Below are 26182 nucleotides of genomic sequence, written 5' to 3' on the forward strand. Positions count from 1 at the left end.
CGGTAGGTCAGTCAGCACATGTATTGGCTGATCCACCGCCTTCGCGAGCAAGCCCGCTCCCACATTTTGACCGTGTTTGTTCAGGAAAAAGGAGGTGTCGAGCGCGCGACAATCGCTTCCACATTCACACCCCGCGGCAAGGTGCCATAGACCCGGCCCGACGACTCGCCCAGTCGGCTGGCGATAAAGCCATCACTCACACTGGCATTGCCCGCCTCCAGCAGCAGCTTGGCCTGCAACGCCACCGCGATGTCCTCGGTGAGTTGGCGGGCACGGTACTGGATGTCCTGAGTGTCCATGAACGCCGACTTCAACTGCTCGATATGCCGCGCCAGGTGCTTGTGGCCATGACCATCCCCCAGCTCGACAAACAGCGCCTCCAATACGCCCGGTTCTTTGGACAGGGCCCGCAGCACATCCAGGCACTGCACATTGCCGGAACCTTCCCACGTCGAATTGACCGGCGCCTCACGGTACAAGCGCGGCAGGATACTGTCCTCAACATACCCCGCACCGCCCATGCACTCGGCGGCTTCGTTGATCATCGCGGGCGCGCGCTTGCAGATCCAGTACTTGCCCACCGCCGTCACCAGCCGGGCGAATTTGGCTTCCTGTTCGTTATCCAGGTGGTCCAGCGCGCGCCCCATGCGCATGCTCAAGGCCAGGGACGCCTCGCTTTCCAGGGCCAGGTCGGCCAGTACGTTCTGCATCAACGGTTGCTCGCTGAGCACCCGGCCACCTACCAGGCGGTGAGCGCAATGATGGCTGGCCTGGGTCAGCGCCTGGCGCATCAGGGCGCTGGAGCCGACCATGCAATCGAAGCGGGTCATCGCCACCATCTCGATGATGGTCGGTACGCCGCGCCCTTCTTCACCGATCATCCAGGCCAGCGCGCCACGAAACTCCACTTCGCTGGAAGCGTTGGAGCAGTTGCCGAGCTTGTTTTTCAGGCGCTGGATGTAGAACTCGTTGCGGGTGTCATCCGGGCGGTGCCGGGGCAGCAGGAAACAGGTCAGGCCCTTGTCGGTCTGGGCCAGGGTGAGGAAGCCATCGCACATCGGCGCGGAGCAGAACCACTTGTGCCCCACCAGCTCATACGCCTGGCCCGGGCCGCCAGCGCCCACCGGGTAAGCGCGGGTGGTGTTGGCGCGCACGTCGGTGCCACCCTGTTTCTCGGTCATGGCCATGCCGATGGTGGCGCCGGCCTTGTGGGCGATGCCGACGTTACGCGGGTCGTATTCGGTGGCGAGGATTTTCGGCAGCCAGGTTTCAGCCAGGTCTGGCTGCAGGCGCAGGGCCGGGACGCAGGCGAACGTCATGGTCAGCGGGCAGCCGGTGCCGGCTTCGGCCTGGCTGTGCAGGTAGGTCATCGCCGCACGGGCCACATGGGCGCCGGATTGCGGATGGGCCCACGGCAACGACGGCAGGCCGTGTTCGACGGCGGTGCGCATCAGCTCGTGGTAGGCCGGATGAAACTCTACCAGGTCGATGCGATGGCCAAACCGGTCATGGCTGTTGAACACCGGTTTGTTCTGGTTGGCCAGGAACCCGGCTTCCATCAGCGGCCCGCCCGCCAGCGCACCATAGGTATCGATGCGCTGCTCGGCCCAGCCGGCGCCGAAGCGCCGGGACCAGTCTTGCAGCGGCAAGTCGATACGGTACAGGTTGGTGCCGTCCAGGGACGGTGGCTGGTTGGTGACGTCGTGGGTTTCGGCGAACTGGTGCAGGTGCATGACGGGCCTCCTGAAAAAAGGCCACGTTCATTGAGGCCTGAATTTCAGTTAAGCACCGTCACCCGGGTTAAAAAAGTGGCATAAACGCCTAATTGGCGGCGCTTTCACCCTCAACCATATGCAACAACCGCAGTTGCAGCACCCGTTGCAGGGCCTCGAAACGTACCGGCTTGGCCACTCGGTCGGTGATACCCACGCCGTGGCAGCGCTCGCGTTCCGGGGCTTGTAACGAGGTGCTCAAGGCGATCACCGGCAGCTCACCACAGCCGGGCAACGCACGGATCTGGCAGCACAGCGAAAAGCCGCCCTCCGGCACATCCAGCAACACTGCGTCGAAGGTTTGACTCTGCAGCAACGCCAGGGCGGCCGGCCCATTGTCGACGGTTTTCACCCGATAACCGAGCTTGAGCAACATGCCGCGCACCACCAGTTGCGCCACGCTGTTGTCGTCTACCAGCAGCACCGTGCACTCCTGCGGCGTGCGTTGCGCCTGCGGTACTCGCCGCACGGCAGCGGGTTCGGGCTGGACGGGGCTGACCGCAAGCTCCAGCTGGAAGCGACTGCCGCGCCGCGGCTCGGAATTGTGGGTGAGGCGCCCACCGAGCAACTCGATCAATTGCCGGCAGATCGCCAGGCCAATGCCCATGCCGCCATATTGGCGAGTGGTCGAGCCATCGAGCTGGAAGAAGCGCTGATACAGGGTCGCCTCATCGAGGTAGGCGAAGCCGATGCCGGTGTCAGTGACAATGAAGGTCAGGCGCAGCGTTCCGTCCGCCTGGGGCACACCGACCACCCGCACACGCACCGAGCCCTCGTGGGTGAACTTGAAGGCATTGTCCAACAGGCAATCCAGGCACTGCGCCAGCTTGCCAGGATCACCGTTGATGCGGTCCGGCAGGTCTTCTGCCAGATCAATGGAGAACGCCAACCCTTTGTTCTGGGCGCTGGCCGCGAACTGCTGGCGCAAGGTGTCGAGCAGCCCACGTAGGCTGAACACTTGGGGTTGCGGGCTGAGGCGCCCGGCCTGCAATTCGGTGAGGGTGAGGATGCCGTTGACCATGCGCATCATCTCGCGGGCCGCACCGGAGGCGGTTTGATGGTACTGCGCGAGGTCGCCTGGCAGCGGCTCGGTCTGCATCAATTCCAGGGAGCCGATCACACCGTTCATCGGCGTGCGCAGCTCGTGGGTCAAGGTGGCGAGGAATTCATCCTTGAGCTGGTTGCTGTGGGCCAGTTGCGTGTTGAGCACTTCGAGTTTCTGGCTGGCGTCGAACAGGATTTGCGCCTGTTGCTCGCGCATCGAATTGATCCGGTCGGCCAGCGCCAGGGACAGCAAGGCCACTTCCAGTGCCGAGCCGATCTGGCTGGCGTACATCGTGAGGAACACATTGGGCAGGTAGCCCAGCACCATCATCGTATTGACTACACCGCCCAGCAGGAACGCGGTCCAGGCGATGATGAAGTAGCGCGCCATGCGCTGGCCGCAATACCAGGCCTTGATGGCCGCGACGAAGATGGTCACGGTAAAGACCAGCGCCAGGGCGGTGGCCAGGCGCAGCGCCAGCGCATAACTGGTGAACAATGCCAGCACCATCACCACCCCGCCGCTGACCGCCAGGGCCAGCAACAGCCGGTTGATCCAGCGACTGTAAAGCGCGGTGTGCAGGAAACTGCGGGCAAAGAGGCTGCCGAACAGCGCCGCCGAACCGATCAGGAAGGGCACCGCCGCGTTCGCCCACCACGGGTTATTCGGCCAGAAATACTGCACGGCCACACCGTTCACCGACAGCTGATACAGGCCGAACGAGGCGATATAGAGGATGTAATAGAGGTAGCTGGTGTCGCGCACGCTCAGGTAGATGAACAGGTTGTAGATCAGCATGCCGAGCAACACGCCGTAGATCACACCCAGCACGTACAGGCGCAATGGCTGTTCTTCGAGGTACGCAGTGGTGGACCAGAGGGTCAGCGGTGCCTGGATCGAGCCCTGGCTTTGCAGGCGCAGGTACAGGGTTTCCTGCTGGCCAGGGACGAAGTCGAGCTTGAACAGGTAGTTGCTCTGGCGGATTTCGCGGCTGGAAAACGGCAGGATGCTGCCGGTGCGCGACACCAGTCGATAGTTGCCGACACTGTCAGGCTCGTAGAGCTCCAGTTGGTTCAGCGGCGGGTAAGCCAGTTCCAGCAGCCAGCGGCGCGGGGCATCCGGGCGCTGTGCACGGTAATGCAAATCAACCTTGAGCCAGAACACCGAGCGCGAATAGCCGGCATTCAATGTGGCTTTGTCGTGGGTCTTGAAACGACTGGCGAGGACCGGCGAGCTGATATCGCCAATGGTCAGGGCGCCACTGGGGTCCTCAAGGACTTGCATCACTTGGCCCAGGGGCAACCGCGTGGTGGTCTCGTTGAACTCGACTGCGCCGGCCAGCATCGGCAGCCCGGTCAACAGTAACATCAGCAAATAGCGCATAGAGCCCCAGCGTGACCTGTCCGGTTATGTCAAAAGCCTCCATTCCTTTTGAGCAGACGTAAACCGGCGATACAGTTATTGGTTTGAATCCACTCTAGCATAGCCATTACAGGCCAAAAGACACCATTGAAATAATTTTTTGAAAGGCTCTAGAGCGGGCATTACAGGGCATTTGACCTGTATTTCACGATGATAGCAAACAGCCACTTCCGCCGTCCCCTCCGCTAAAAATTCAACCATCGCCCGACAGCCACCCAAAAAGCGTTTGGTGGTAAGCTCGCGCACCATGAATATCTACAGCTCTCGCCCCGTTGTCCTCTGTCTCTCCGGCCATGATCCCAGTGGTGGCGCCGGCTTGCAGGCAGATATCGAAGCCCTGCTCGCCCAGGGCTGTCATGCGGCCCCGGCCGTCACCGCGCTGACTGTGCAGAACACCGTCAACGTCAGCGATTTCCGCGTGCTGGATCGCGAGTGGGTGCTGGCCCAGGCCAACGCCGTGCTCGGTGACTCCGAAGTGGCCGCGGTGAAACTGGGCATGCTCGGTTCCCTGGAGATGGTCGACACCGTGGTCGAACTGCTCAAGGCGCACCCGCATTTGCCGGTGGTCTGCGACCCGGTGCTGCGCGCCGGCGGCGGCGGCAGCCTGGGCAAGGACGAGGTCGGCTACGCCATGCGCGAGCGGCTGTTGCCGCTGTCGTTGATCGCCACCCCCAACCTGCCTGAAGCGCGCATCCTCGCCGAATTGCCCGAGGGCACGGCGGACGAATGCGCAGCGAAACTGCTGCCGTTCATCAAGCACCTGCTGATCACCGGCGGCCATGGCGACGAGCACGAAGTGCACAACCGCCTCTACAGCCGCGACGGCACGCACCAGACCTTTACCTGCCAGCGCCTGCCCGGCAGCTATCACGGTTCGGGCTGCACCCTGGCCAGCGCGCTGGCCGGTCGGTTGGCACAAGGCGAAGGGTTGGTCAGCGCGGTGCAATCAGCCCTCAACTACACTTGGCGCACCCTGCGTGACGCTGAACAACTCGGCCAGGGGCAATTCGTGCCTCGTCGTCTGCCGTTGGATTTCTGCTCGTAACACCAAGAGGCCTGCCCGATGAAACTACGTGGCCTTTATGCCATTACCGACAGTCAACTGTTGGCCGGCAAGTTCCTGGCCTACGTCGAAGCGGCGTTGGACGGTGGCGTGACCCTGCTGCAATACCGCGATAAAAGCAGCGACGAAGCGCGCCGCCTGCGGGAAGCCGAAAAACTGCGGGAGCTGTGCTCGCGCTACAAGACCCAACTGATCATCAACGATGACGCCGAACTGGCCGCACGCCTCGGCGTCGGCGTGCACCTGGGCCAGACCGACGGCCCGCTGACCCCGGCCCGTGCGCTGCTCGGTTCCAAGGCGATCATCGGCTCCACCTGCCACAGCCAGATCGAACTGGCCGAGCAGGCTGCCCGCGAAGGTGCCAGTTATGTCGCCTTCGGCCGCTTCTTCAATTCCAACACCAAGCCCGGCGCGCCGGCAGCCACCGTTGAACTGCTGGCCCAGGCGCGCGCGCGGTTGCACCTGCCGATCTGCGTGATCGGCGGCATCACCCTGGAAAATGCCAAACCGCTGGTGGCCCACGGTGCCGACTTGCTGGCAGTGGTCCACGGCCTGTTTGGTGCCGACAGCCCCCAGGAAGTCACGCGCCGCGCCCGCGCTTTCAACGATCTTCTAAAATCTTGAATTCAGAGAACATGATCATGTCCCGTTCCGAAACCCTGTTTGCCAATGCCCAGAAACACATCCCCGGCGGTGTGAACTCTCCCGTGCGAGCGTTCAAGAGCGTTGGCGGCACCCCACTGTTCTTCAAGCATGCCGAAGGCGCCTACGTCACCGACGAAGATGACAAGCGCTACGTCGACTACGTGGGTTCGTGGGGCCCGATGATCCTCGGCCACAGCCATCCGGAAGTACTGGACGCAGTGCGCCAGCAGCTGCAACACGGCCTTTCCTATGGCGCACCGACCGCCATGGAAACCGAGATGGCTGACCTGGTGTGCTCCATCGTGCCCTCCATGGAGATGGTGCGGATGGTCAGCTCCGGCACCGAAGCCACCATGAGCGCGATTCGCCTGGCCCGTGGGTTTACCGGCCGCGACAGCATCATCAAGTTCGAAGGCTGCTACCACGGCCACTCCGACAGCCTGCTGGTCAAGGCCGGTTCCGGTGCGCTGACCCAGGGCGTACCGAGCTCCGCCGGGGTGCCGGCCGCGTTTGCCAAACACACCCTGACCCTGCCGTTCAACGACATCGCTGCCGTCGAGCAGATGCTCAACGAAGTCGGCCAGGAAGTGGCGTGCATCATCGTCGAGCCGGTGGCCGGCAACATGAACTGCGTGCCGCCGGCGCCGGGCTTCCTGGAAGGCCTGCGGGAACAGTGCGACAAGCACGGCGTGGTGCTGATTTTTGATGAAGTGATGACCGGCTTCCGCGTTGCCCTCGGCGGCGCCCAGGCTTACTACGGCGTCACGCCGGACCTGAGCACCTTCGGCAAGATCATCGGCGGCGGCATGCCGGTGGGCTGCTTCGGCGGCAAGCGCGAAATCATGCAACACATCGCGCCGCTGGGCCCGGTGTACCAGGCAGGCACCCTGTCGGGTAACCCGCTGGCCATGGCCGCCGGCCTGACCACCCTGCGCCTGATCAGCCGCCCGGGCTTCCACGCCGAGCTGACCGACTACACCACTCGCCTGCTGGACGGCCTGCAACAGCGCGCCGATGCGGCCGGCATTCCGTTCGTGACCACCCAGGCGGGCGGCATGTTCGGCCTGTACTTCAGCGGCGCTGACGACATCGTCACCTTCGACGACGTGATGGGCAGCGATGCCGACCTGTTCAAGCGCTTCTTCCATCTGATGCTGGAAGGTGGCGTGTACCTCGCCCCGAGCGCTTTTGAAGCCGGCTTCACCTCGATCGCCCATGGTGATGCCGAGCTGAAACTGACCCTCGATGCCGCCGAGCGCGCCTTCGCCGCCTTGAAATAAGCGGCGCAAAAATCCGACGTCGCCCCTGGCGGCGTCAGATTTGCTACTTTGCTTACAGGCATTTCCGTCTTTTTTCGAGAATTCACCTGCAATCCGGCAGATAACTTGCCCACGCAGCAGAAAAACGAGTAAAGACTTTGTAAGCAGGTGCCTGCTTATTTCATAATGCGCGCTTATTGGATCCCCCCGTGGGTCCCGCGCCCCGTCAGAGGTAAGTCGATTCCCATGAAACGCACCGGCCGCACCCTGGTTCTGGGCTGCCTGTTGCTCCTTCAGCCGCTGCTGGCGTTTGCCCAGGCAGGCGGCAACTCGTTGTTAATCCCAGCGATGGGTCGTTGCACCCTCAATACCCAGCCGGAAAGCCAGGCCGAAGCCCTGAGCGCGTGCCAGAAACAGGCCGACGGTGGGGATGCGCAGGCGCAATACGAGTTGGGCGAGTACTTCTACGACAGTAAAAACCCCGCACGCGACCTCAACAAAGCCTTGAGCTACTTCGAGAAAGCCTCGTTGCAGGGCCACGCCCAGGCGCAATTCCAGCTGGGCACCATGTTTTTCCACGGCGAAGGCGTACCGGCCAATAACGTCCAGGCGTACATCGTGCTGAAAATGGCGGCGGTGAACGGCGCCGAAGATGCACTGGACACGGCCGACGAAGTGGCCGAACACATGCAGCGCGACGAACTGGAAGTGGCTACCCAAGTGCTGGGACAGATTTTCCGCAACTACCTGCAGGAACTGCAGAGCGCAGATGGCAGCTCGCCGTTTTCGCCGCTGCCCTGAGTTTTGTAGCGCCTTTACTACCGCCTTCGCGAGCAAGCCCGCTCCCACATTCGACTGTATTCCAAAGGTGGAACTCGGTCGAATGTGAGAGCGGGCTTGCTCGCGAAGGGGTCGGCGCGGTCTTAAGCCTTACTTCTCAGGCATCGGCATCGGAAACGGCATGACATTGCTCATGCCCCGGGCCTCGCTGATTTTCGGCGTGCCCAGGCGCTCGACTTCGTCGATGCGCACGATCGAATGCATCGGCACAAAACTGCGCACCACGCCTTCGAACTGAGCCTTGAGTTTTTCCTCGCCCGGGTCGACGACCAGCTGTGTGCGCTCGCCAAAGACGAACTCTTCCACTTCCAGGAAGCCCCACAGATCACTTTGATAGATCTGCTTGGCGTACATTTCGAACACCTGGCCCTGGTTAAGGAAAATCACCTTGTAGATTGGAGCTTCACGTTTGGTCATGGTGGGCGGGTAACACATCGGGGGATTTAAAAGAGGGCGCGAACTATAGCATGGCGTCCGATGCACAGTGCTAGGAACCTATCGGCATGCCCCCTATAATGCGCGGTTCTTTACCACCAGTTGACGATCCCCATGGCCAAGAAGCTTTACATCGAAACCCACGGTTGCCAGATGAACGAGTACGACAGCTCGCGCATGGTCGATCTGCTGGGTGAACATCAGGCCCTGGAAGTCACCGCTCGCGCTGAAGACGCCGACGTGATCCTGCTCAATACCTGCTCGATCCGCGAGCGGGCCCAGGACCGGGTCTACTCGCAGCTGGGCCGCTGGCGTGAACTGAAACTGGCCAACCCGGACATGGTGATCGCCGTCGGCGGTTGCGTGGCCAGCCAGGAAGGCGCCGCCATTCGTGACCGCGCACCGTACGTCGACGTGGTCTTCGGCCCGCAGACCCTGCACCGCCTGCCGGAAATGATCGACGCCGCGCGCATCACCAAGCTGCCGCAAGTCGACGTCTCGTTCCCGGAAATCGAAAAATTCGACCATTTGCCCGAGCCGCGCATCGACGGCCCAAGCGCTTATGTGTCGGTAATGGAAGGCTGCAGCAAGTACTGCACCTTCTGCGTGGTGCCATACACCCGCGGCGAAGAAGTCAGCCGCCCGTTCGACGACGTGCTGGCAGAGATCATTCACTTGGCCGAGAACGGCGTGCGTGAAGTGACCCTGCTGGGGCAGAACGTCAACGGCTACCGTGGCCAGACCCACGACGGGCGCCTGGCGGACCTCGCAGAGTTGATCCGCGTAGTGGCTGCCGTCGACGGGATCGAGCGGATTCGCTACACCACCTCGCACCCGCTGGAGTTCTCCGACAGCCTGATCCAGGCCCACGCTGAAGTGCCGGAGCTGGTCAAGCACCTGCACTTGCCGGTGCAATCGGGCTCGGACCGCATTCTCTCGGCCATGAAGCGCAACCACACCGCCCTGGAATACAAATCCAAATTGCGCAAATTGCGTGCGGCGGTGCCGGGGATCTGCATCAGCTCGGACTTTATCGTCGGCTTCCCAGGGGAAACCGAGAAAGACTTCCAGCAGACCATGAAGTTGATCGAAGACGTAGGCTTCGACTTCTCCTACTCCTTCGTCTACAGCCAGCGCCCGGGCACTCCGGCGGCTGACCTGCTCGACGAAACCCCGGAAGCGTTGAAGAAGGAGCGTTTGAACGCCCTGCAACATCGCCTCAACCAGCAGGGTTTCGAGATCAGCCGACAGATGGTGGGCTCGACCCAGCGCATCCTGGTGACCGACTACTCGAAAAAAGACCCTGGCGAATTGCAGGGCCGGACCGAGAACAACCGGATCGTCAACTTCCGCTGTGATAATCCGACGCTGATCGGGCAGTTCGCCGACGTGCACATCGACGCGGCACAACCGCACTCGCTGCGCGGTTCGCTGGTGTAACAATAATTCGGCCACCGGGAACCAATGTGGGAGCGGGCTTGCTCGCGAAGGCGGTGTATCAGGCAACGAACAGGCTGACTGCCCCATCGCATTCGCGAGCAAGCCCGCTCCCACATTAGAACGGTGCCAGCTTCGGGATATATAAGTGCTTTCGCACGCAGCCTGCTGGCGTTATCCTTGATTTCATCTTAATTGCCCCAGGGCGGCTAAAAACGACCTTGAACGCACCCATAGAACCACATCGTTTTCTCCTCGAGCCCTTTGAGGCTCGCCGTTTCGCCAATCTGTGCGGACAGTTCGACGAGCACCTGCGCCTGATCGAACAACGCCTGAGCATCGAGATCCGCAACCGCGGCAATCAATTCGAGCTGATTGGTGAACCCCAGCACACCACCTCGGCAGAAAACCTTCTGCGCCGCCTCTACCGGGAAACCAAAGGTAGCGAGCTGTCGCCGGAAACGGTGCACCTGTACCTGCAGGAATCCGCCGTGGAGGACCTGGCCAACAACCCGGTAGCCGAAGCCAGCGTCGCGTTGCGCACCAAGAAAGGCATGATTCGCCCTCGCGGCTTGAACCAGCAGCGCTACGTCAAAGAGATCCTGGGCAACGACATCAACTTCGGCATCGGCCCTGCCGGTACCGGCAAGACCTACCTGGCCGTGGCCTGCGCGGTCGACGCCCTGGAGCGCGAGCAGGTGCGACGCATCCTGCTGGTGCGTCCGGCGGTGGAAGCCGGCGAGAAGCTGGGCTTTTTGCCCGGCGACCTGGCCCAGAAGATCGACCCGTACCTGCGCCCGCTCTACGACGCGCTCTACGAGATGCTCGGCTTCGAATACGTGGCCAAGCTGATCGAGCGCCAGGTGATCGAGATCGCCCCGCTGGCCTACATGCGTGGCCGTACGCTGAACAACAGCTTCATCATTCTCGACGAAAGCCAGAACACCACCGTTGAACAGATGAAGATGTTCCTGACCCGGATCGGTTTCGGCTCCACCGCCGTGATCACCGGCGACGTCACCCAGGTCGACCTGCCCAAAGGCACCAAGTCGGGCCTGGCCCAGGTGATCGACGTACTCAAGGACGTGCCGGGGATCAGCTTCACGCACTTCATGCCCAAAGACGTGGTACGTCACCCGTTGGTGCAGCGCATTGTCGAAGCCTACGAGCGCTTCGAACACCGCGACGACCAACCGGCCAAGGACACTCGCCGCGATGCTTGAGCTTGACCTGCAGCTGGCCACCGAAGCGCCCGCCCCCAGCGAAGAACAGTTCCGCCAGTGGTGCACCCTGGCCCTGCGCCAGCGCACCGCCGACTCGGAGCTGACCATTCGCCTGGTGGACGAGCCCGAAGGCCGTGAACTGAATCACACCTGGCGACAAAAAGACTACGCGACCAACGTGCTGTCGTTTCCCGCCGACGTACCCGATGAGCTGCTGGATATCCCATTGCTGGGCGACCTGGTGATCTGCGTCGAAGTGGTCGAGCGTGAAGCAAAGGAACAGGGCAAGGAACTTGAGGCCCATTGGGCCCATCTAGTCATCCACGGCTGCTTGCATCTCTTGGGTTACGACCATATAGACGATGACGAAGCCGAAGAAATGGAAGCACTGGAACGAACGTTGCTTGCAGAACTGGGTCATCGTGACCCGTATGCAGACGACGAAATTGCAACTACACCTAACTGAAACAATAAAGGATTTAGAGTAATCGCTATGAGCGAAGACCGATCGAGCAACGGGCAAAAGTCATGGCTGGGGAAACTCACCCAGGCCTTTGCCCACGAGCCGAAAAACCGCCAGGAGCTGCTGGAGCTGCTGCGCGAGGCGCATCAGAACAAGTTGCTGGACAGCGAAGCGCTGGCCATCGTCGAAGGCGCTATCCAGGTCGCTGACTTGCAAGTGCGGGACATCATGGTTCCGCGCTCGCAGATGGTCAGCATCAAGGCGACCCAGACCCCACGGGAATTCCTCCCGGCCGTCATCGATTCGGCGCACTCGCGCTACCCGGTGATCGGCGAAAGCCATGACGACGTCATGGGCGTCCTTCTGGCCAAGGACCTGCTGCCGCTGATCCTCAAGGAGAACGGCGACAGCTTCAACATCAAGGACCTGCTGCGTCCTGCCACTTTCGTCCCCGAATCCAAGCGCCTGAATGTGCTGTTGCGCGAATTTCGTGCGAACCACAATCACATGGCCATCGTGATTGACGAATACGGCGGTGTAGCGGGTTTGGTGACCATCGAAGACGTGCTGGAACAGATCGTCGGCGACATCGAAGACGAGCACGACGTCGAAGAAGACAGCTACATCAAGCCGCTGCCCAGCGGTGATTTCCTGGTCAAGGCCCTGACGCCGATCGAGAACTTCAACGAGTTCTTCGACAGCGAATTCTCCGACGATGAATTCGACACGGTTGGCGGCTTGGTGATGAGTGCGTTCGGGCACCTGCCCAAGCGTAACGAGACCACGGAAATCGGTGCCTATCGCTTCCGCATCCTGAATGCCGACAGCCGCCGTATTCACTTGATCCGTTTGACACCTATTGCCCGCTAAGGACTGACATGCGCCGTATGATTGCACCCGGCTGGCCCGGTAACTTGCTGGCCGTGGTGGCCGGCGCCATCACCACCCTGGCGCTGGCGCCGTTCGACCTCTGGCCGTTTGCGCTGGTGGCGGCCGGGTTCTTTTATGCGGGATTGCGTGAACTGACACCGCGCCAGGCCTTGTGGCGCGGCTGGTGTTTCGGTTTCGGCCTGTTTGGCGCCGGTACCAGCTGGATCTACTACAGCATTCACCACTTCGGCGGCGCTTCGGTGCTGCTGGCGGGCATGCTGATGCTGGCGTTTACGGCGGCCATTGCCTGGTTCTTTGCCCTGCCCGCCTGGCTGTGGGCGCGCTGGCTGCGCCGCAACGAAGCGCCACTGGCCGATGCCCTGGCCTTCGCGGCCTTGTGGGTTGGCCAGGAAGCGTTTCGCGGCTGGTTCCTCACCGGTTTTCCATGGCTCTATTCCGGTTACAGCCAGCTCGACGGTCCTCTCACCGGCCTCGCGCCGCTGGGCGGGATGTGGCTGATATCCTTTGCCCTGGCGCTGACCGCCGCACTGATCTGCAACCTGCCGCGTCTGCTGGCGGCTAAGCGCAACCTGTTCATCGGTGCCGGCTTGCTGTTGTTGGTGGCGCCATGGGCCATCGGCCTGGCACTCAAGCATCATGCATGGACCACCCCCGCCGGCGCGCCGCTGACCGTGGCAGCCGTCCAGGGCAACGTCGAACAAAGCATGAAGTGGGACCCCGAGCAGTTGAATGCGCAGCTCGCGCTGTACCGCGACATGAGCTTCAGCTCCAAGCCTGTCGACCTTCTGGTATGGCCGGAAACCGCCGTGCCGGTGCTCAAGGAATCCGTGGAGGGTTACCTGGGCATGATGGGCAAGTTCGCCGCTGACCGGCACACTGCGCTGATCACCGGTGTACCGATCCGCCAGGAAGTGCATCACCACAAGCGCTTCTTCAACGGCATCACGGTGGTGGGCGAAGGCGACGGCACCTACCTGAAGCAGAAGCTGGTGCCGTTTGGCGAGTACGTGCCGCTGCAGGACATGTTGCGCGGCTTGATCGCGTTCTTTGACCTGCCGATGTCGGACTTCGCCCGCGGGCCGTCCGACCAGGCTTTGCTGCAAGCCAAGGGCTATCAGATTGCGCCGTTCATTTGCTATGAAGTGGTGTACCCGGAGTTCGCCGCCGGCCTGTCGGCCCGCAGCGATTTGTTGCTGACCATCAGCAACGACACCTGGTTCGGCCGCTCCATCGGCCCGCTGCAACATTTGCAGATGGCCCAGATGCGCGCCCTGGAAGCCGGGCGCTGGATGATCCGCGCCACCAACAACGGCGTCACTGGCCTGATCAACCCGTACGGGCAGATCACCGTGCAGATCCCGCAGTTTGAACGCGGGATTCTCTACGGCGAGGTCGTGCCGATGCACAACCTCACCCCGTACCTGGAATGGCGTTCGTGGCCGTTGATCATCCTGTGCCTTGGCCTGTTTGGCTGGGCGCTGTTGGCGGGCCGGATGTCGAAAACGGTTTAAAAGAAATACTCGGACGACAATGTGGGAGCGGGCTTGCTCGCGAATGCGATCTGTCAGTTAAAGCACCAGTGACTGACACACTGTATTCGCGAGCAAGCCCGCTCCCACATTTGCCCTGCGGTATTACCTGTAAAACATCCGGTAACCCACCTGCCCCACCGCCTCATTCAGCAACTGCCCGCTCTGCCATACCGACTTGAACTCCGGCATCCAGCCCCCCAATGGCCGGGCATTGTCCAAACCAAGAAACCCCACTGGCGCCGGAACAACCGTGAACCCGGCCTTTTCGAAGCTCCAGCGCGAGCGCGGCATATGCCAGGCCTGAGTCACGACCACCACACGCTTGATCCCCTGCGGCAGCAGAATCTCGGCACTCATCTGCGCGTTTTCCCACGTGGTACGGCTGCGCTCTTCCTTCCAGCGCACGCTCACGCCAAAGTCATCCTGCATCGATACCGCCATCAACTCCGCCTCGCTGGGCGGTGTGCCGTAGTGCAAGCCGCCGGTGGTCAGCACCGGCAAGCCCGAAGCCTTGGCCAGGCGGGCTGCATAGCGCTGGCGCTCAAGACCGATACCCGTCGGCTGATCGGAGCCCCACGCCGGATCCCCGCGCTCACGCCCCGAGCCCAACACCACGATGGCATCAGCCCGCTGCGCCAGGGTCGCCCATTCATCACGGGCCAGAGGCGGCTCGGTCTCCAGGGCCTTTGCGCCCCATTGAACCGCCACCGGCAGGCTCATCAGCAACATCCCGCCAAACCCCAGGGCAAAGCACACGGCCGCCAGCCGCGGTCGGCTGCGACGAAACCACCAGGCAAGGGCCAGCAACAGCAACAGGATGCCGGGCGGCAACAACAATTGTTTAATGAAATAGCGAATAGGCATCGGGCATCTCCAAAGATGCCCGAAGCCTAAGGTGTAACGGGGTTAAGCGACAATCTTTACAGGAACAGACGCTGAGAAGGCTACAGATCACTAACGCGGTACTTCACTTGAAACGCACGGACCGGAGTTTTTCCGGGCTGCGACCGGCCGAAAAATCCTTGAGCCATACCACCTTGGCCGATCGCGAAAACTCCTGGGCTGGCGGGGAGGCCATGCCATGGGACGCGCGATGCTCATTCAACTCCAGATACACCCTGATCACGTCCAGCTCTGCCTGGCTCAAGCCACGCAGTTCCAACTCCAGAGGCCGTTCATCACACAATCGGCCTGCGGTTTTTGCTGCATCCAGTGCTCGACCCAAACGGTCGATCAGTCCTTCGTACACCTGCGGTTTCGTTAAAGTTCGCTGCGAATCAACCATCCCTCACCTCATTGAAGATAAGACTCACTCCCCACTAAACAGCGTAGTCCTGCTTGCCCTGCCTGCCTGGCGCCGCGACCAACGGCCTCGGCGGCGCAATCAGGGTTTCCCTCGATAGAGTGGGGTCATGTATGCTACGGCGCTTCCTGTAACTCCACTTCCCGCAGGGTTTGGGCACGGACGCGCCGCTTTTTGGTGTCGATCAACCTGAACGTTGCACCGAAGAGGATTAGGCCACCCCTATTCAGTTCAAAAGTAGCCATGCACGAACAATATCAGCCCCGTGAAATAGAAAATGCCGCCCAGTCGTTCTGGGATGAGCAAAAGTCCTTTGAAGTCAGTGAACAGCCAGGCAAGGAGACTTTCTATTGCCTATCGATGTTCCCTTACCCCAGCGGCAAGCTACACATGGGGCATGTGCGCAACTACACCATCGGCGACGTCATCTCCCGCTACCAGCGCATGCTGGGCAAGAACGTCCTGCAACCCATGGGTTGGGACGCCTTCGGCATGCCGGCGGAAAACGCCGCGATGAAGAACAACGTAGCGCCCGCCAAGTGGACCTACGAAAACATCGCCTACATGAAGACCCAGCTGCGCAGCCTGGGCCTGGCGGTGGACTGGTCCCGCGAGGTGACCACCTGCAAGCCTGATTACTACCGCTGGGAACAATGGCTGTTCACTCGCCTGTTCGAAAAAGGCGTGATCTACAAGAAGAGCGGCACCGTGAACTGGGACCCGGTGGACCAGACCGTACTGGCCAACGAACAAGTGATCGACGGCCGCGGCTGGCGTTCCGGCGCGCTGATCGAAAAGCGCGAAATCCCGATGTACTACTTCAAGATCACTGCCTACGCGGATGAACTCCTGTCGAGCCTCGACGATTTGCCGGGCTGGCCCGAGCAGGTCAAGACCATGCAACGCAACTGGATCGGCAAGTCCCGTGGCATGGAAGTGCAGTTCCCCTACAACGTCGACTCCATCGGCGCAGAAGGTGTATTGAAAGTCTTCACCACCCGTCCGGACACCCTGATGGGCGCGACCTACGTCGCCGTGGCCGCCGAACACCCGCTGGCCACCCAGGCTGCACAGAACAACCCTGAGCTGCAGGCGTTCATCGCCGAATGCAAGGGCGGCAGCGTCGCCGAAGCCGACGTCGCCACCCAGGAGAAAAAAGGCCTGCCGACCTCGTTGTTCGTCGAGCACCCATTGACCGGCGAGAAGCTGCCGGTGTGGGTCGCCAACTACGTGCTGATGCACTACGGTGATGGCGCAGTAATGGCTGTGCCGGCCCACGACGAGCGCGATTTCGAATTTGCCGTCAAATACAACCTGCCGATCAAGTCCGTGGTGCGCACCAGTTCGGGCGACACCAACCCGGCTCCGTGGCAGGACGCGTACAACGAACACGGCACACTGATCAATTCCGGCGAGTTCGACGGCCTGGATTTCGAAGGCGCCTTCGACGCCATCGAAGTCGCGCTGATCAAGAAAAACCTCGGTGCCTCGCGCACCCAGTTCCGCCTGCGTGACTGGGGCATCAGCCGCCAGCGCTACTGGGGCTGCCCGATCCCGATCATCCACTGCGAAACCTGCGGTGACGTGCCGGTACCGGAAGACCAACTGCCGGTCGTATTGCCCGAAGACGTGGTGCCGGACGGTGCTGGCTCGCCATTGGCGCGCATGCCCGAATTCTACGAGTGCACCTGCCCGAACTGCGGTGCCCCGGCCAAACGCGAAACCGACACCATGGACACCTTCGTGGAGTCTTCGTGGTACTACGCCCGCTACGCCTCGCCGCACTATGAAGGCGGCCTGGTGGAAAAATCCGCGGCCGACCATTGGCTGCCGGTAGACCAGTACATCGGCGGTATCGAACACGCCATCCTTCACCTGCTGTACGCGCGCTTCTTCCACAAGCTGATGCGTGACGAAGGCCTGGTGAGTTCCGACGAGCCGTTCAAGAACCTGCTGACCCAGGGCATGGTGATTGCCGAGACTTATTACCGCCGCGAAGCCAATGGCGCCTACACCTGGTTCAACCCGGCAGATGTCGAGCTGGAGCGTGACAGCAAGGCCAAGGTGATCAGCGCCAAGCTGAAATCCGACGGCCTGCCGGTGGAAATCGGCGGCACCGAGAAGATGGCCAAGTCGAAAAACAACGGCGTCGACCCACAGTCGATGATCGACCAGTTCGGCGCGGACACCTGCCGCCTGTTCATGATGTTCGCCTCGCCGCCTGACATGAGCGCGGAATGGTCGGACTCCGGCGTCGAAGGTTCGCATCGCTTCCTCAAGCGCGTCTGGCGCCTGGCGCACGCCCATGTCAGCCAAGGCTTGCCGGGCAAGCTGGACGTGGCGGCCCTGAGCGATGAGCAAAAAGTCATTCGCCGCAGCACCCACCTGGCCATCAAGCACGCCAGCCAGGACGTGGGCCAGCACCACAAATTCAACACCGCCATCGCCCAGGTGATGACGCTGATGAACGTGCTGGAGAAAGCGCCGCAGGCCACCGAACAGGACCGCGCACTGGTACAGGAAGGCCTGGAAACGGTCACCCTGCTGCTGGCGCCGATCACGCCACACATCAGCCACGAACTGTGGAACCAGTTGGGCCACAGCGGTGCCGTCATCGATGCCGGCTGGCCGGTACAGGATGACAGCGCCCTGGTACAGGACACGCTGCAACTGGTGATTCAGGTCAACGGCAAGCTGCGTGGCCAGATCGACATGCCGGCCAGCGCCAGCCGTGAAGACGTCGAAGCCGCCGCCCGTATCAATGAGAACGTGCTGCGCTTCACCGAAGGCCTGACGATCCGCAAAGTGATCGTGGTGCCCGGCAAACTGGTCAATATCGTCGCTAGCTAATCGGATCGGGCGCCGAGGGAATAACCCTGGCGCCGAACAAAACCTCCAGGGCCTCGATAAGGCCCACATGGTTTCAAGGGGAGCATCAAAATGATCAAACGCAATCTGCTGGTTATGGGCCTTGCCGTGCTGCTGAGCGCTTGCGGCTTCCAGCTGCGCGGCACCGGCACCACCGAACTGGCGATCAAGGAACTGGACGTCACCGCCCGCAACTCCTACGGCGAGACCGTGCAACAGCTGCGCCAGGTCCTGGAAAACAGTGGCGTCAAAGTCTATTCAGGCGCGGCTTACAAACTGAACCTGGTGGATGAAAAAGAAGAGCAGCGCAGCCTCAGCTACGCCAGCGCCGGGCGTGCTTCGGACATTGAGCTGAGCACCACGCTCTTCTTCGAAATCCAGGGCCATGACCACCTGCCGCTGATGGGCGACAAGATCCAGATACAGAAAGTCGTGAGCCACGACGGCAACAACCTGGTGGGTTCGGACTCCGAAACCATCCAGGTGCGCAAGGAAATGCGTCGTGAACTGGTGCAGCGCATGGTCCTGCGCCTGCAACTGATCACGCCGGAGCAACTGGATAAGCTGCAGCAAACCGCGGATGCCAAGGCCAAGGCAGATGCCGATGCGCTGAAAGCGGCGCAAGAGTATGAAGACAGCCAACCTAAACAGTCGCCTGTCGAAGTTCCTGTCGAGTAAGCCAGACGGGGCGCCCCAGGCGCCCCGTTCGCCCTGCCTATGAAACTCGCCCCCGCCCAACTCGCCAAGCACCTGCAAGGCAGCCTTGCGCCCGTCTACATCGTCAGCGGTGATGACCCGCTGCTGTGCCAGGAGGCTGCGGACGCAATTCGCACCGCCGCCCGCCAACAGGGCTTCGATGAACGCCAGGTATTCAGCGCCGACGCCAGTTTCGACTGGGGTACGCTGCTGCAAGCCGGGGCGAGCATGTCGCTGTTCGCCGAAAAACGCCTGCTGGAACTGCGCCTGCCTTCGGGCAAGCCCGGCGACAAAGGCGCGGCGGCTTTGATGGAATACTGCGCACGCCCTGCCGAAGACACGCTGCTGCTGATCAGCCTGCCCAAGCTTGATGGCAGTGCGCAGAAAACCAAGTGGGGCAAGGCGCTGGTGGAAGGCGGCCAGACTCAGTTCATACAGATCTGGCCGGTGGACAGCAGCCAACTGCCGCAGTGGATTCGTCAGCGCCTGTCGCAATCCGGGCTGAGTGCCAGCCAGGATGCGGTGGAGCTGATCGCGGCGCGGGTGGAAGGCAACCTGTTGGCCGCCGCCCAGGAAATCGAAAAGCTCAAGCTGATGGCCGAGGGTGGACAGATCACCGTCGAAACCGTACAAGGTGCCGTGGCGGACAGCGCGCGCTTTGACGTATTTGGCCTGGTGGATGCGATCCTCAACGGCGAACCCGCCCACGCCCTGCGCATGCTCGAAGGGCTGCGCGGCGAAGGCGTCGAGCCGCCGGTGATTCTCTGGGCCCTGGCGCGAGAATTACGGCTGCTGGCCAATATTGCCCTGCAGTACAGCCAGGGCATCCCACTGGACAAGGCCTTCAGCCAGGCGCGGCCACCGGTATGGGACAAGCGCAAACCACTGATCAGCAAAGCCCTGCAACGGCACTCGGCGCAACGCTGGGCGCAATTGCTGCTGGAAGCCCAGCGCATTGACGCGCAGATCAAGGGGCAGGCGGCTGGATCGCCGTGGATGAGCCTGAGTCGTTTGTCACTTTTGATGTCAGGACAGCGCTTGGCGTTGCCTGCTGAATAGTCCTACGTATCGCTGGGCTGGACAGAATCCAAACTTCGGCAGATGATTCGCACCGCATCATCAACCTGCCAGAGAGTACCCATCATGAGCAAAAAGCCATCCAAGCATGGCCCCAACAAGGCCAAATCCATCATCGCCCAGCCGTTGTTCCGCAGTCGCAAGGAACGAGCCGGCAAAGGCAAAGGCAGCTACCGCCGCGAAGCCTTCCAGTCTAATAGCTGGGAGGCTTCTTACTTTCTGGCTGCCTGAAGGCAAGCGCCCCTCCGGCATGATAAGGTCTGTACCTGATTCGTATTCCCTGGACCTGTGCATGCCCTCTAGTCTTTCCCGTCGTTGGCACCTTCGCCAACTGATCGCTGCCTCCAGCCTCATTCTGTTAGTCGCCTGCGCGGAAAAACCCACCGCTGCCGATGCCCAACCCCTGCCCCCGCTCCAGACTGCACCGGTAGCTGCGCCTGCCGTCGTTGCGCCACTGGTGGCAGACAATCTTGATATCCAGCCGACCCAGACCTTTGCCGAATGGCAGGCGGGGTTTCGCGTGGAAGCCTTGAAGGCCGGTATCACGCCGCAGGTTTTCGACACGGCCTTTGCCAATGTCGTACCCGACATGGCGGTGATCCGCGCCGACCGCAGCCAGCCGGAGTTCTCCCGGCCGGTATGGGAATACCTCGATGGCGCGCTGTCGCCGCTGCGGGTGCGCAATGGCCAGTCGCTGCTGGTGAAGTATGCCGACATTCTGCAACGCATTGAGGACCGTTACGGCGTCGACCGCCAGGCGCTGGTCTCGGTGTGGGGCATGGAGAGTAACTTCGGCCAGTTCCAGGGCAACAACTCGGTGATCCGCTCACTGGCGACCCTGGCCTATGAAGGCCGTCGCCCGGCCTTCGCCCAGGCGCAGCTGCTGGCGGCGCTGCAAATCATCCAGCATGGCGATATCGCCGCCGACCAGATGAAAGGCTCCTGGGCCGGGGCCATGGGCCAGACCCAGTTCATCCCGACCACCTATAACACCCACGCCGTGGACTTCGACGGTGACGGCCGCCGCGATATCTGGAACAGCCCGGCCGACGCCCTCGCCTCCACCGCGCACTACCTGCAAAGCTCCGGCTGGCAGAAAGGCCAGCCCTGGGGCTTCGAGGTGCAGCAACTGCCGTTGAATTTTGATTACGCCCTGGCCGATGGCAGCGTACGCAAGACCGTTGGCGAGTGGCTGAAACTGGGAATCCAGGTGCCGCCGGGCGCCAGCGTGCCGGCCAACGTCGACCAGCTTTCCGCCGCCCTGTTGCTGCCGGCCGGCTATCGTGGCCCGGCGTTCCTGGTGCTGGATAACTTCCGCGCGATCCTCAAGTACAACAACTCGTCGTCCTACGCGTTGGCAGTTGGCTTGTTGTCGGAACGCTTCGGGGGCGGTGGCTTGATTCGTGGGAGCTGGCCGAAAGATGAGCTGCCGTTGACTCGCTCGCAGCGAATTGACTTGCAGACGGTGCTCAGTGCCAATGGTTACGACGCAGGCAACCCGGACGGGATCATCGGTGCGAATACCCGCAAGGCGATTCGTGCCGCGCAGCAGTCCCTGGGCTGGCCGGCGGATGGGTATCCGACGGTGAAGTTGCTGGAGTCGCTGCAAAGCCGATAGATCGGCGTATGGCTGCTACCGCATTCGCGAGCAAGCCCGCTCCCACATTTTGACCGTGCACTTCCTGAAGGAACGCGATCGAAATGTGGGAGCGGGCTTGCTCGCGAAGAGGCCTTTATCGGCGCTACAAAGTTCAGGCCTTAAACACCACATCCTGTTCCAACACCAACCGCTTCTCCCCCGCATCCAGCCGCACCCTGGCGCCCAACGGCAAGGTCAGGTTCGGGTTGCAGTGCCCGCTGCGCCAGCCGGACAGCACAGGAATGCACAACGGCTCGAAGGTCTGCTTCAGCAAGCGCTCAAGCGCAAGGCTATCAACCCCAGCCACATCCCCCACCACCACGCCCGCCACCTGGGCCAGCTTGCCCGCCAGGCGCAAATGGGTGAGCAACCGGTCAATGCGGTACAACGGCTCGTTCACATCTTCGATAAACAGAATGATGCCCTCGGCATCAATCTCGTAAGCCGTGCCCATCACTGCTGCGATCATCGATAGATTGCCGCCCAGCAGCCGCCCACAGGCGATGCCTGGCTCGACGGTGGTCAGCGGGTAGGCCACAGGGTGAGCCAGCTGGCTACCGGCTTTCACTTGCCCACGCAGCATGCTGAACAGCGACGACTCGGTAGGCTGTTGCTTTTCACCTAACAGGTCAGCGTTGAACATCGGACCATGGAAGGTGACGAAACCGGCATACCGGTTGATCGCCAGGTGCAGGGCGGTGATATCGCTGTAGCCTACGAATGGCTTGGGGTTGGCCCGGAGCAGGTCAAAGTCCAGGCGGTCCAGCAGGCGTGGCGTGCCGTAGCCGCCGCGCAGGCAGAAAATCGCGTCGATGGTCGAATCGGCGAACGCAGCGTGCAGGTCATCAAGGCGTACCTCATCACTGCCGGCCAGATAGCCATCACGCTGGCTCACGCCCGGAAAGATCCGCAGTGTGTAGCCCCGGGCGCGCATCCATTGCGTGGCCTTGTCGATATCCAGCTCGGCCGGCCCGGCAGGGGCAATCAGCCCGATCACGCCTTCGGCGCGCAGCGCAGGTACCGCACAAGCGGTCAATTGAGTCGTCATCCATGGTTCTCCTCGTGTGGATTGCCCAAGGCACTCTAAACAGCAATGGTTGCAAACAGAAGAGGAAGAGTCAGTAGCAAATGTGGGAGCGGGCCTGGGTGGGAGCGGCCTTGCTCGCGAAGACGGTCAGTCAGTCACCGGACAGGTCAACTGATCCAACGCATTCGCGAACAAGCCCGCTCCCACTCAAGCCGGCTCCCACATGGGTCCTGCAGTGTCCGGCGTTCCGCGTATCAGGACACCAGGCTGGCCTTGACCAGTTTCGCCTGCTCGTCGGCGTGGTACGAGGAACGTACCAGCGGGCCGGAAGCGACGTTCTTGAAGCCCATCTTGTAGCCTTCTTCGGCAAACCAGGCGAACACATCCGGGTGCACGAAACGCTGTACCGGCAAGTGGCTGCGGGACGGCTGCAGGTACTGGCCGAGGGTCAGCATGTCGATGTCGTGTTCGCGCATGCGCTTCATGACTTCGATGACTTCTTCGTCGGTTTCGCCCAGGCCCAGCATCAGGCCGGATTTGGTCGGAATGTGCGGCATCATCTGCTTGAATTTCTGCAGCAGGGTCAGCGACCACTGGTAGTCCGAACCCGGACGCGCAGCCTTGTACAGGCGCGGTACGGTTTCCAGGTTGTGGTTGAACACGTCAGGCGGCTCGGCGGCGGTGATTTCCAGCGCCACGTCCATACGGCCACGGTAGTCCGGCACCAGGGTCTCGAGCATCACGTTCGGCGACAGCTTGCGGATCTCGCGGATGCAGTCGGCAAAGTGCTGGGCACCGCCGTCACGCAGGTCGTCGCGGTCTACCGAAGTAATCACGACATACTTGAGTTTCAGGTCGGCGATGGCGATGGCCAGGCTTTCCGGCTCGTTGACGTCCAGTGGCTTCGGCCGGCCGTGGCCAACGTCGCAGAACGGGCAACGACGGGTGCAGATGTCACCCATGATCATGAAGGTCGCGGTGCCACCGGAGAAGCACTCGCCCAGGTTCGGGCAGGACGCCTCTTCGCACACGCTGTGCAGCTTGTGTTTGCGCAGCAGGGCCTTGATGCGGTCGACTTCCGGCGAAACCGGGATACGCACGCGAATCCAGTCAGGCTTTTTCGGCAGTTCGGTGGTCGGAATGATCTTCACCGGGATGCGTGCAACCTTCTCGGCGCCGCGCAGCTTGACGCCGGCTTCTACCTTGGCACGCGGGGCCGGACGCTCGGTAACATCCAGCGTCGGGATCATGGTTTGCACTGCATCAGTAGTCATAATCAGTCGATTCCGCCCGTTAGGGTCGTCTGCTCAGCATAGTCGAGGTGTTTGACGAGCTGCGCGCGCAGCCGGGCACTTACCTCGGCAAATTCTAGTGGTGTTGCGTGATCGCTCAACTGGGTCATCGCCAAACCGGCGTAGCCGCAGGGATTGATCCGTCGAAACGGCGCCAGGTCCATGTCCACATTCAAGGCCAGGCCATGAAAGGAACAACCGTGGCGAATCCGCAAGCCCAGGGAGGCGATTTTCGCGCCATCAACATAAACCCCCGGTGCATCCGGCTTGGCCGCGGCGGTCACACCGTAGCTGGCCAGCAGCTCGATCAGGCATGACTCCATGCGACTGACCAGCTCACGTACGCCAAAACCCAGCCTGCGCACGTCCAGCAACAGATAAGCCACCAATTGACCTGGGCCATGGTAAGTCACCTGCCCGCCGCGGTCGACCTGCACCACCGGGATTTCTCCCGGCAGCAGCAAATGCTCGGCCTTGCCGGCCTGGCCCTGGGTGAAAACCGGCGGGTGCTCCACCAGCCAGATTTCATCCGGGGCTTCGGTGCCGCGCTCGTTGGTGAACCGCTGCATGGCGTGCCACACCGGTTCGTAAGCCATTTGGCCGAGCTCGCGAAAGCCCAGGGTCTGTGACATCACAACACCATGTGCACGAAGCCGGTAGCCCGCAGTTCGCTGTTGATGTTGTAGAGCTGGTCCTGATCAGTCGCCACGATGTGCAACTGAATAGTGGTGTACTTGCCGTTGGTGCTTTGACGCTCATCCACACGGTCATGGTTGATCGTTGCGTGTTTCTTGACGATCTCGATGATCTTATCCTTGTTGCCCACGCCCGTATCGCTGATCACCTTGACGGGATAGTCCACGTTTGGGAATTCGATCTTTGGCGCCTTTACTTCGGTATCGGTCATGGCGTAACGGCCTCGTAAGCGTAAGCCGTGGCGACGGGCATAACCCCGCGCCGGATCAGCGCGGGGTCATGCAGGTGCACACTATCAGTTGAACAAGCTGTAGAAGAATAGACGGATGCTATCCCACACGCGTCGGAAGATACCACCTTCGTCGACGGCGTCCAGAGCGATCAGATCGGCGCTGTGCACCACCTTGTCGTCCAGCTTCACTTCGACTTTACCAATCACATCGCCCTTGGCGATCGGTGCGACCAGTTGCGGGTTCATGGTCATGCTGGCAACCAGCTTCTTGAGCTGGCCTTTAGGCATGGTCAGGGTCAGGTCTTCAGCCAGGCCAGCCTTGACTTGATGGGTCGCGCCTTTCCACACAGGGGCTTGAGCCAGCTCGGTGCCTTTCTGGTAGAAGGTCTGGGTTTCGAAGAAACGGAAGCCATAGGTCAGCAGCTTTTGCGTCTCGGCCGCACGGGCCTGCTCGCTGTTGGTACCGAATACCACGGCAATCAGGCGCTGGCCGTCACGGACAGCGGACGACACCATGCAGTAGCCGGCTTCTTCGGTGTGGCCGGTTTTCAGGCCATCGACAGTCTTGTCACGCCACAGCAACAGGTTGCGGTTAGGCTGCTTGATGTTGTTCCAGAAGAACTCTTTCTGGGAGTAGATCGCGTAGTGCACCGGGTCGACACGAATGATCGCGCGAGCCAGGATCGCCATGTCGTGAGCCGACGAGTAGTGCTCAGGGTTCGGCAGGCCGGTCGGGTTCATGAAGTGGCTGTTGGTCATGCCCAGGTCGGCCACGGTTTTGTTCATCATGTCGGCGAACGCATCTTCGCTGCCGGCGATGTGCTCGGACAGGGCTACGCTGGCGTCGTTACCCGACTGGATGATGATGCCGTGCAGCAGGTCGCTGACGGTCACTTGCGAGCCGACCTTGATGAACATCCGCGAACCGCCGGTGCGCCAGGCGTTTTCGCTGACGGTCACCGGATCGTTTTCGCCGATCTGGCCGCGACGGATTTCCAGGGTCGCGATGTAGGCGGTCATCAGCTTGGTCAGGCTGGCTGGGGGCAGGCGCTGGTCACCGTTGTTCTCCACCAGCACGTTGCCGCTGGCGGCGTCCATCAGGACCCAGGCCTTGGCAGCCAGTTGCGGGGAAGCTGGCACCATTTCAACCGCCCAGGCGGCCGGGGTGATGATCAGCGAAAGAAGCAGGCACGTGCGTTTGGCTAAGGTGGTGATGTTCATCCGTCTCTCGAAATTGCTTATGGAAACTTGCCCTCGCGGGCAAAACTATTCAGACAGCCCGTCGCCAGACTGTCGCGTGTTCGGTTGCATGCCCACCCCTTGCC

The 26182-nt window shown here is 61.6% G+C and carries 24 protein-coding genes; 14 read left to right on the forward strand and 10 right to left on the reverse strand.

The window, feature by feature from the left end; genetic code table 11:
- Window positions 1-80: 80 nt before the first annotated feature.
- Complete coding sequence (locus tag C0058_RS28450; protein WP_087693593.1) at window positions 81-1733, reverse strand: acyl-CoA dehydrogenase family protein; 1653 nt, start codon at window positions 1731-1733, stop codon at window positions 81-83.
- A gap of 88 nt (window positions 1734-1821) precedes the next feature.
- The gene (locus C0058_RS28455) at window positions 1822-4200 is read right to left on the reverse strand and encodes a hybrid sensor histidine kinase/response regulator (RefSeq protein ID WP_008436587.1); all 2379 of its coding nucleotides are present in this window, start codon (window positions 4198-4200) and stop codon (window positions 1822-1824) included.
- A gap of 286 nt (window positions 4201-4486) precedes the next feature.
- Here C0058_RS28455 and C0058_RS28460 point away from each other — a divergent pair, with 286 nt between their 5' ends.
- The 4 genes from C0058_RS28460 (at window position 4487) to C0058_RS28475 (ending at window position 8007) form a co-directional block, all read left to right on the forward strand.
- Window positions 4487-5284, forward strand: a complete 798-nt coding sequence (locus tag C0058_RS28460) for a hydroxymethylpyrimidine/phosphomethylpyrimidine kinase (protein ID WP_003215474.1) — start codon at window positions 4487-4489, stop codon at window positions 5282-5284.
- Window positions 5285-5302: 18 nt separating this feature from the next.
- Window positions 5303-5926, forward strand: a complete 624-nt coding sequence (gene thiE / locus C0058_RS28465; protein ID WP_008436586.1) for a thiamine phosphate synthase — start codon at window positions 5303-5305, stop codon at window positions 5924-5926.
- 17 nt (window positions 5927-5943) lie between these two features.
- Window positions 5944-7227, forward strand: a complete 1284-nt coding sequence (gene hemL / locus C0058_RS28470) for a glutamate-1-semialdehyde 2,1-aminomutase (protein ID WP_102370306.1) — start codon at window positions 5944-5946, stop codon at window positions 7225-7227.
- Window positions 7228-7452: 225 nt separating this feature from the next.
- A complete protein-coding gene (locus tag C0058_RS28475) occupies window positions 7453-8007 on the forward strand; it encodes a tetratricopeptide repeat protein (RefSeq protein ID WP_017476238.1) in 555 nt (184 codons plus the stop codon).
- Window positions 8008-8136: 129 nt separating this feature from the next.
- On the opposite strand, the gene C0058_RS28480 is transcribed toward C0058_RS28475, so the two are convergent.
- Entirely contained in the window at window positions 8137-8463 is a 327-nt protein-coding gene (locus tag C0058_RS28480; RefSeq protein ID WP_003215457.1) for a DUF1820 family protein, read from the reverse strand.
- 132 nt (window positions 8464-8595) lie between these two features.
- Here C0058_RS28480 and miaB point away from each other — a divergent pair, with 132 nt between their 5' ends.
- The 5 genes from miaB (at window position 8596) to lnt (ending at window position 14006) form a co-directional block, all read left to right on the forward strand.
- Complete coding sequence (miaB, locus tag C0058_RS28485; RefSeq protein WP_102369960.1) at window positions 8596-9921, forward strand: tRNA (N6-isopentenyl adenosine(37)-C2)-methylthiotransferase MiaB; 1326 nt, start codon at window positions 8596-8598, stop codon at window positions 9919-9921.
- A 218-nt stretch (window positions 9922-10139) separates the two neighbouring features.
- A complete protein-coding gene (locus tag C0058_RS28490; RefSeq protein WP_003215453.1) occupies window positions 10140-11141 on the forward strand; it encodes a PhoH family protein in 1002 nt (333 codons plus the stop codon).
- Window positions 11134-11607 carry an rRNA maturation RNase YbeY gene (gene ybeY, locus C0058_RS28495; RefSeq protein ID WP_003215452.1) on the forward strand — a complete coding sequence of 158 codons (474 nt, stop codon included), beginning with the start codon at window positions 11134-11136 and terminating at the stop codon, window positions 11605-11607. Before C0058_RS28490 ends, ybeY begins: the two co-directional genes overlap by 8 nt.
- Before the next feature lie 27 nt (window positions 11608-11634).
- Window positions 11635-12474 (forward strand): HlyC/CorC family transporter, encoded by an 840-nt coding sequence (locus C0058_RS28500; RefSeq protein ID WP_003215451.1) that lies wholly within the window; start codon window positions 11635-11637, stop codon window positions 12472-12474.
- An 8-nt stretch (window positions 12475-12482) separates the two neighbouring features.
- On the forward strand, window positions 12483-14006 hold the full coding sequence (gene lnt, locus C0058_RS28505; RefSeq protein WP_003215450.1) for an apolipoprotein N-acyltransferase: 1524 nt from the start codon (window positions 12483-12485) through the stop codon (window positions 14004-14006).
- Window positions 14007-14129: 123 nt separating this feature from the next.
- Here lnt and C0058_RS28510 read toward each other — a convergent pair whose 3' ends face one another.
- A complete protein-coding gene (locus C0058_RS28510; RefSeq protein ID WP_102369961.1) occupies window positions 14130-14891 on the reverse strand; it encodes a YdcF family protein in 762 nt (253 codons plus the stop codon).
- A gap of 103 nt (window positions 14892-14994) precedes the next feature.
- Window positions 14995-15312, reverse strand: coding sequence for a hypothetical protein (locus C0058_RS28515; RefSeq protein WP_008436575.1), 318 nt, complete (start codon window positions 15310-15312; stop codon window positions 14995-14997).
- A 261-nt stretch (window positions 15313-15573) separates the two neighbouring features.
- Here C0058_RS28515 and leuS point away from each other — a divergent pair, with 261 nt between their 5' ends.
- The 5 genes from leuS to C0058_RS28540 all read left to right on the forward strand — a co-directional run bounded on the left by leuS (window position 15574) and on the right by C0058_RS28540 (window position 21589).
- Window positions 15574-18180 (forward strand): leucine--tRNA ligase, encoded by a 2607-nt coding sequence (gene leuS, locus C0058_RS28520; protein WP_087694446.1) that lies wholly within the window; start codon window positions 15574-15576, stop codon window positions 18178-18180.
- A 90-nt stretch (window positions 18181-18270) separates the two neighbouring features.
- The gene (lptE, locus tag C0058_RS28525) at window positions 18271-18876 is read left to right on the forward strand and encodes an LPS assembly lipoprotein LptE (protein WP_008436571.1); all 606 of its coding nucleotides are present in this window, start codon (window positions 18271-18273) and stop codon (window positions 18874-18876) included.
- A gap of 39 nt (window positions 18877-18915) precedes the next feature.
- Window positions 18916-19953: a DNA polymerase III subunit delta gene (holA, locus tag C0058_RS28530; RefSeq protein ID WP_008436560.1), complete on the forward strand. Its 1038-nt coding sequence runs from the start codon at window positions 18916-18918 to the stop codon at window positions 19951-19953.
- 84 nt (window positions 19954-20037) lie between these two features.
- Window positions 20038-20202 carry an alternative ribosome rescue factor ArfA gene (gene arfA / locus C0058_RS28535; protein ID WP_102369962.1) on the forward strand — a complete coding sequence of 55 codons (165 nt, stop codon included), beginning with the start codon at window positions 20038-20040 and terminating at the stop codon, window positions 20200-20202.
- Window positions 20203-20263: 61 nt separating this feature from the next.
- Window positions 20264-21589 carry a lytic murein transglycosylase gene (locus C0058_RS28540; protein ID WP_003215443.1) on the forward strand — a complete coding sequence of 442 codons (1326 nt, stop codon included), beginning with the start codon at window positions 20264-20266 and terminating at the stop codon, window positions 21587-21589.
- A 133-nt stretch (window positions 21590-21722) separates the two neighbouring features.
- Here the strand turns inward: C0058_RS28540 and C0058_RS28545 are convergent, their stop codons facing one another.
- From C0058_RS28545 to C0058_RS28570, 5 genes are all read right to left on the reverse strand, one after another.
- Window positions 21723-22658 carry an LD-carboxypeptidase gene (locus C0058_RS28545; protein ID WP_102369963.1) on the reverse strand — a complete coding sequence of 312 codons (936 nt, stop codon included), beginning with the start codon at window positions 22656-22658 and terminating at the stop codon, window positions 21723-21725.
- A gap of 233 nt (window positions 22659-22891) precedes the next feature.
- A complete protein-coding gene (lipA, locus tag C0058_RS28555) occupies window positions 22892-23911 on the reverse strand; it encodes a lipoyl synthase (protein WP_003215441.1) in 1020 nt (339 codons plus the stop codon).
- 2 nt (window positions 23912-23913) lie between these two features.
- Complete coding sequence (lipB, locus tag C0058_RS28560) at window positions 23914-24561, reverse strand: lipoyl(octanoyl) transferase LipB (RefSeq protein ID WP_003215439.1); 648 nt, start codon at window positions 24559-24561, stop codon at window positions 23914-23916.
- Complete coding sequence (locus tag C0058_RS28565) at window positions 24561-24836, reverse strand: DUF493 domain-containing protein (RefSeq protein WP_003215438.1); 276 nt, start codon at window positions 24834-24836, stop codon at window positions 24561-24563. Before C0058_RS28565 ends, lipB begins: the two co-directional genes overlap by 1 nt.
- A gap of 84 nt (window positions 24837-24920) precedes the next feature.
- Window positions 24921-26078, reverse strand: coding sequence for a D-alanyl-D-alanine carboxypeptidase family protein (locus C0058_RS28570; protein ID WP_003215437.1), 1158 nt, complete (start codon window positions 26076-26078; stop codon window positions 24921-24923).
- Window positions 26079-26182: the final 104 nt, after the last annotated feature.

Origin of the sequence: Pseudomonas sp. NC02 (assembly GCF_002874965.1) — a bacterium.
In the GTDB taxonomy this organism is placed as follows: domain Bacteria; phylum Pseudomonadota; class Gammaproteobacteria; order Pseudomonadales; family Pseudomonadaceae; genus Aquipseudomonas.

Excerpts from the sequence above, each read along its gene's own strand:
- lptE (WP_008436571.1), top strand. The coding sequence starts at position 18,271 with ATGATCAAACGCAATCTGCTGGTTATGGGCCTTGCCGTGCTGCTGAGC.
- C0058_RS28540 (WP_003215443.1), top strand. The coding sequence starts at position 20,264 with ATGCCCTCTAGTCTTTCCCGTCGTTGGCACCTTCGCCAACTGATCGCT.
- C0058_RS28475 (WP_017476238.1), top strand. The coding sequence starts at position 7,453 with ATGAAACGCACCGGCCGCACCCTGGTTCTGGGCTGCCTGTTGCTCCTT.
- holA (WP_008436560.1), top strand. The coding sequence starts at position 18,916 with ATGAAACTCGCCCCCGCCCAACTCGCCAAGCACCTGCAAGGCAGCCTT.
- C0058_RS28500 (WP_003215451.1), top strand. The coding sequence starts at position 11,635 with ATGAGCGAAGACCGATCGAGCAACGGGCAAAAGTCATGGCTGGGGAAA.
- lipB (WP_003215439.1), bottom strand. The coding sequence starts at position 24,561 with ATGTCACAGACCCTGGGCTTTCGCGAGCTCGGCCAAATGGCTTACGAA.
- C0058_RS28565 (WP_003215438.1), bottom strand. The coding sequence starts at position 24,836 with ATGACCGATACCGAAGTAAAGGCGCCAAAGATCGAATTCCCAAACGTG.
- C0058_RS28450 (WP_087693593.1), bottom strand. The coding sequence starts at position 1,733 with ATGCACCTGCACCAGTTCGCCGAAACCCACGACGTCACCAACCAGCCA.
- C0058_RS28570 (WP_003215437.1), bottom strand. The coding sequence starts at position 26,078 with ATGAACATCACCACCTTAGCCAAACGCACGTGCCTGCTTCTTTCGCTG.
- ybeY (WP_003215452.1), top strand. The coding sequence starts at position 11,134 with ATGCTTGAGCTTGACCTGCAGCTGGCCACCGAAGCGCCCGCCCCCAGC.
- C0058_RS28480 (WP_003215457.1), bottom strand. The coding sequence starts at position 8,463 with ATGACCAAACGTGAAGCTCCAATCTACAAGGTGATTTTCCTTAACCAG.
- hemL (WP_102370306.1), top strand. The coding sequence starts at position 5,944 with ATGTCCCGTTCCGAAACCCTGTTTGCCAATGCCCAGAAACACATCCCC.
- C0058_RS28545 (WP_102369963.1), bottom strand. The coding sequence starts at position 22,658 with ATGACGACTCAATTGACCGCTTGTGCGGTACCTGCGCTGCGCGCCGAA.
- leuS (WP_087694446.1), top strand. The coding sequence starts at position 15,574 with ATGCACGAACAATATCAGCCCCGTGAAATAGAAAATGCCGCCCAGTCG.
- arfA (WP_102369962.1), top strand. The coding sequence starts at position 20,038 with ATGAGCAAAAAGCCATCCAAGCATGGCCCCAACAAGGCCAAATCCATC.
- lnt (WP_003215450.1), top strand. The coding sequence starts at position 12,483 with ATGCGCCGTATGATTGCACCCGGCTGGCCCGGTAACTTGCTGGCCGTG.
- thiE (WP_008436586.1), top strand. The coding sequence starts at position 5,303 with ATGAAACTACGTGGCCTTTATGCCATTACCGACAGTCAACTGTTGGCC.
- C0058_RS28515 (WP_008436575.1), bottom strand. The coding sequence starts at position 15,312 with ATGGTTGATTCGCAGCGAACTTTAACGAAACCGCAGGTGTACGAAGGA.
- C0058_RS28455 (WP_008436587.1), bottom strand. The coding sequence starts at position 4,200 with ATGCGCTATTTGCTGATGTTACTGTTGACCGGGCTGCCGATGCTGGCC.
- miaB (WP_102369960.1), top strand. The coding sequence starts at position 8,596 with ATGGCCAAGAAGCTTTACATCGAAACCCACGGTTGCCAGATGAACGAG.
- C0058_RS28460 (WP_003215474.1), top strand. The coding sequence starts at position 4,487 with ATGAATATCTACAGCTCTCGCCCCGTTGTCCTCTGTCTCTCCGGCCAT.
- C0058_RS28510 (WP_102369961.1), bottom strand. The coding sequence starts at position 14,891 with ATGCCTATTCGCTATTTCATTAAACAATTGTTGTTGCCGCCCGGCATC.
- lipA (WP_003215441.1), bottom strand. The coding sequence starts at position 23,911 with ATGACTACTGATGCAGTGCAAACCATGATCCCGACGCTGGATGTTACC.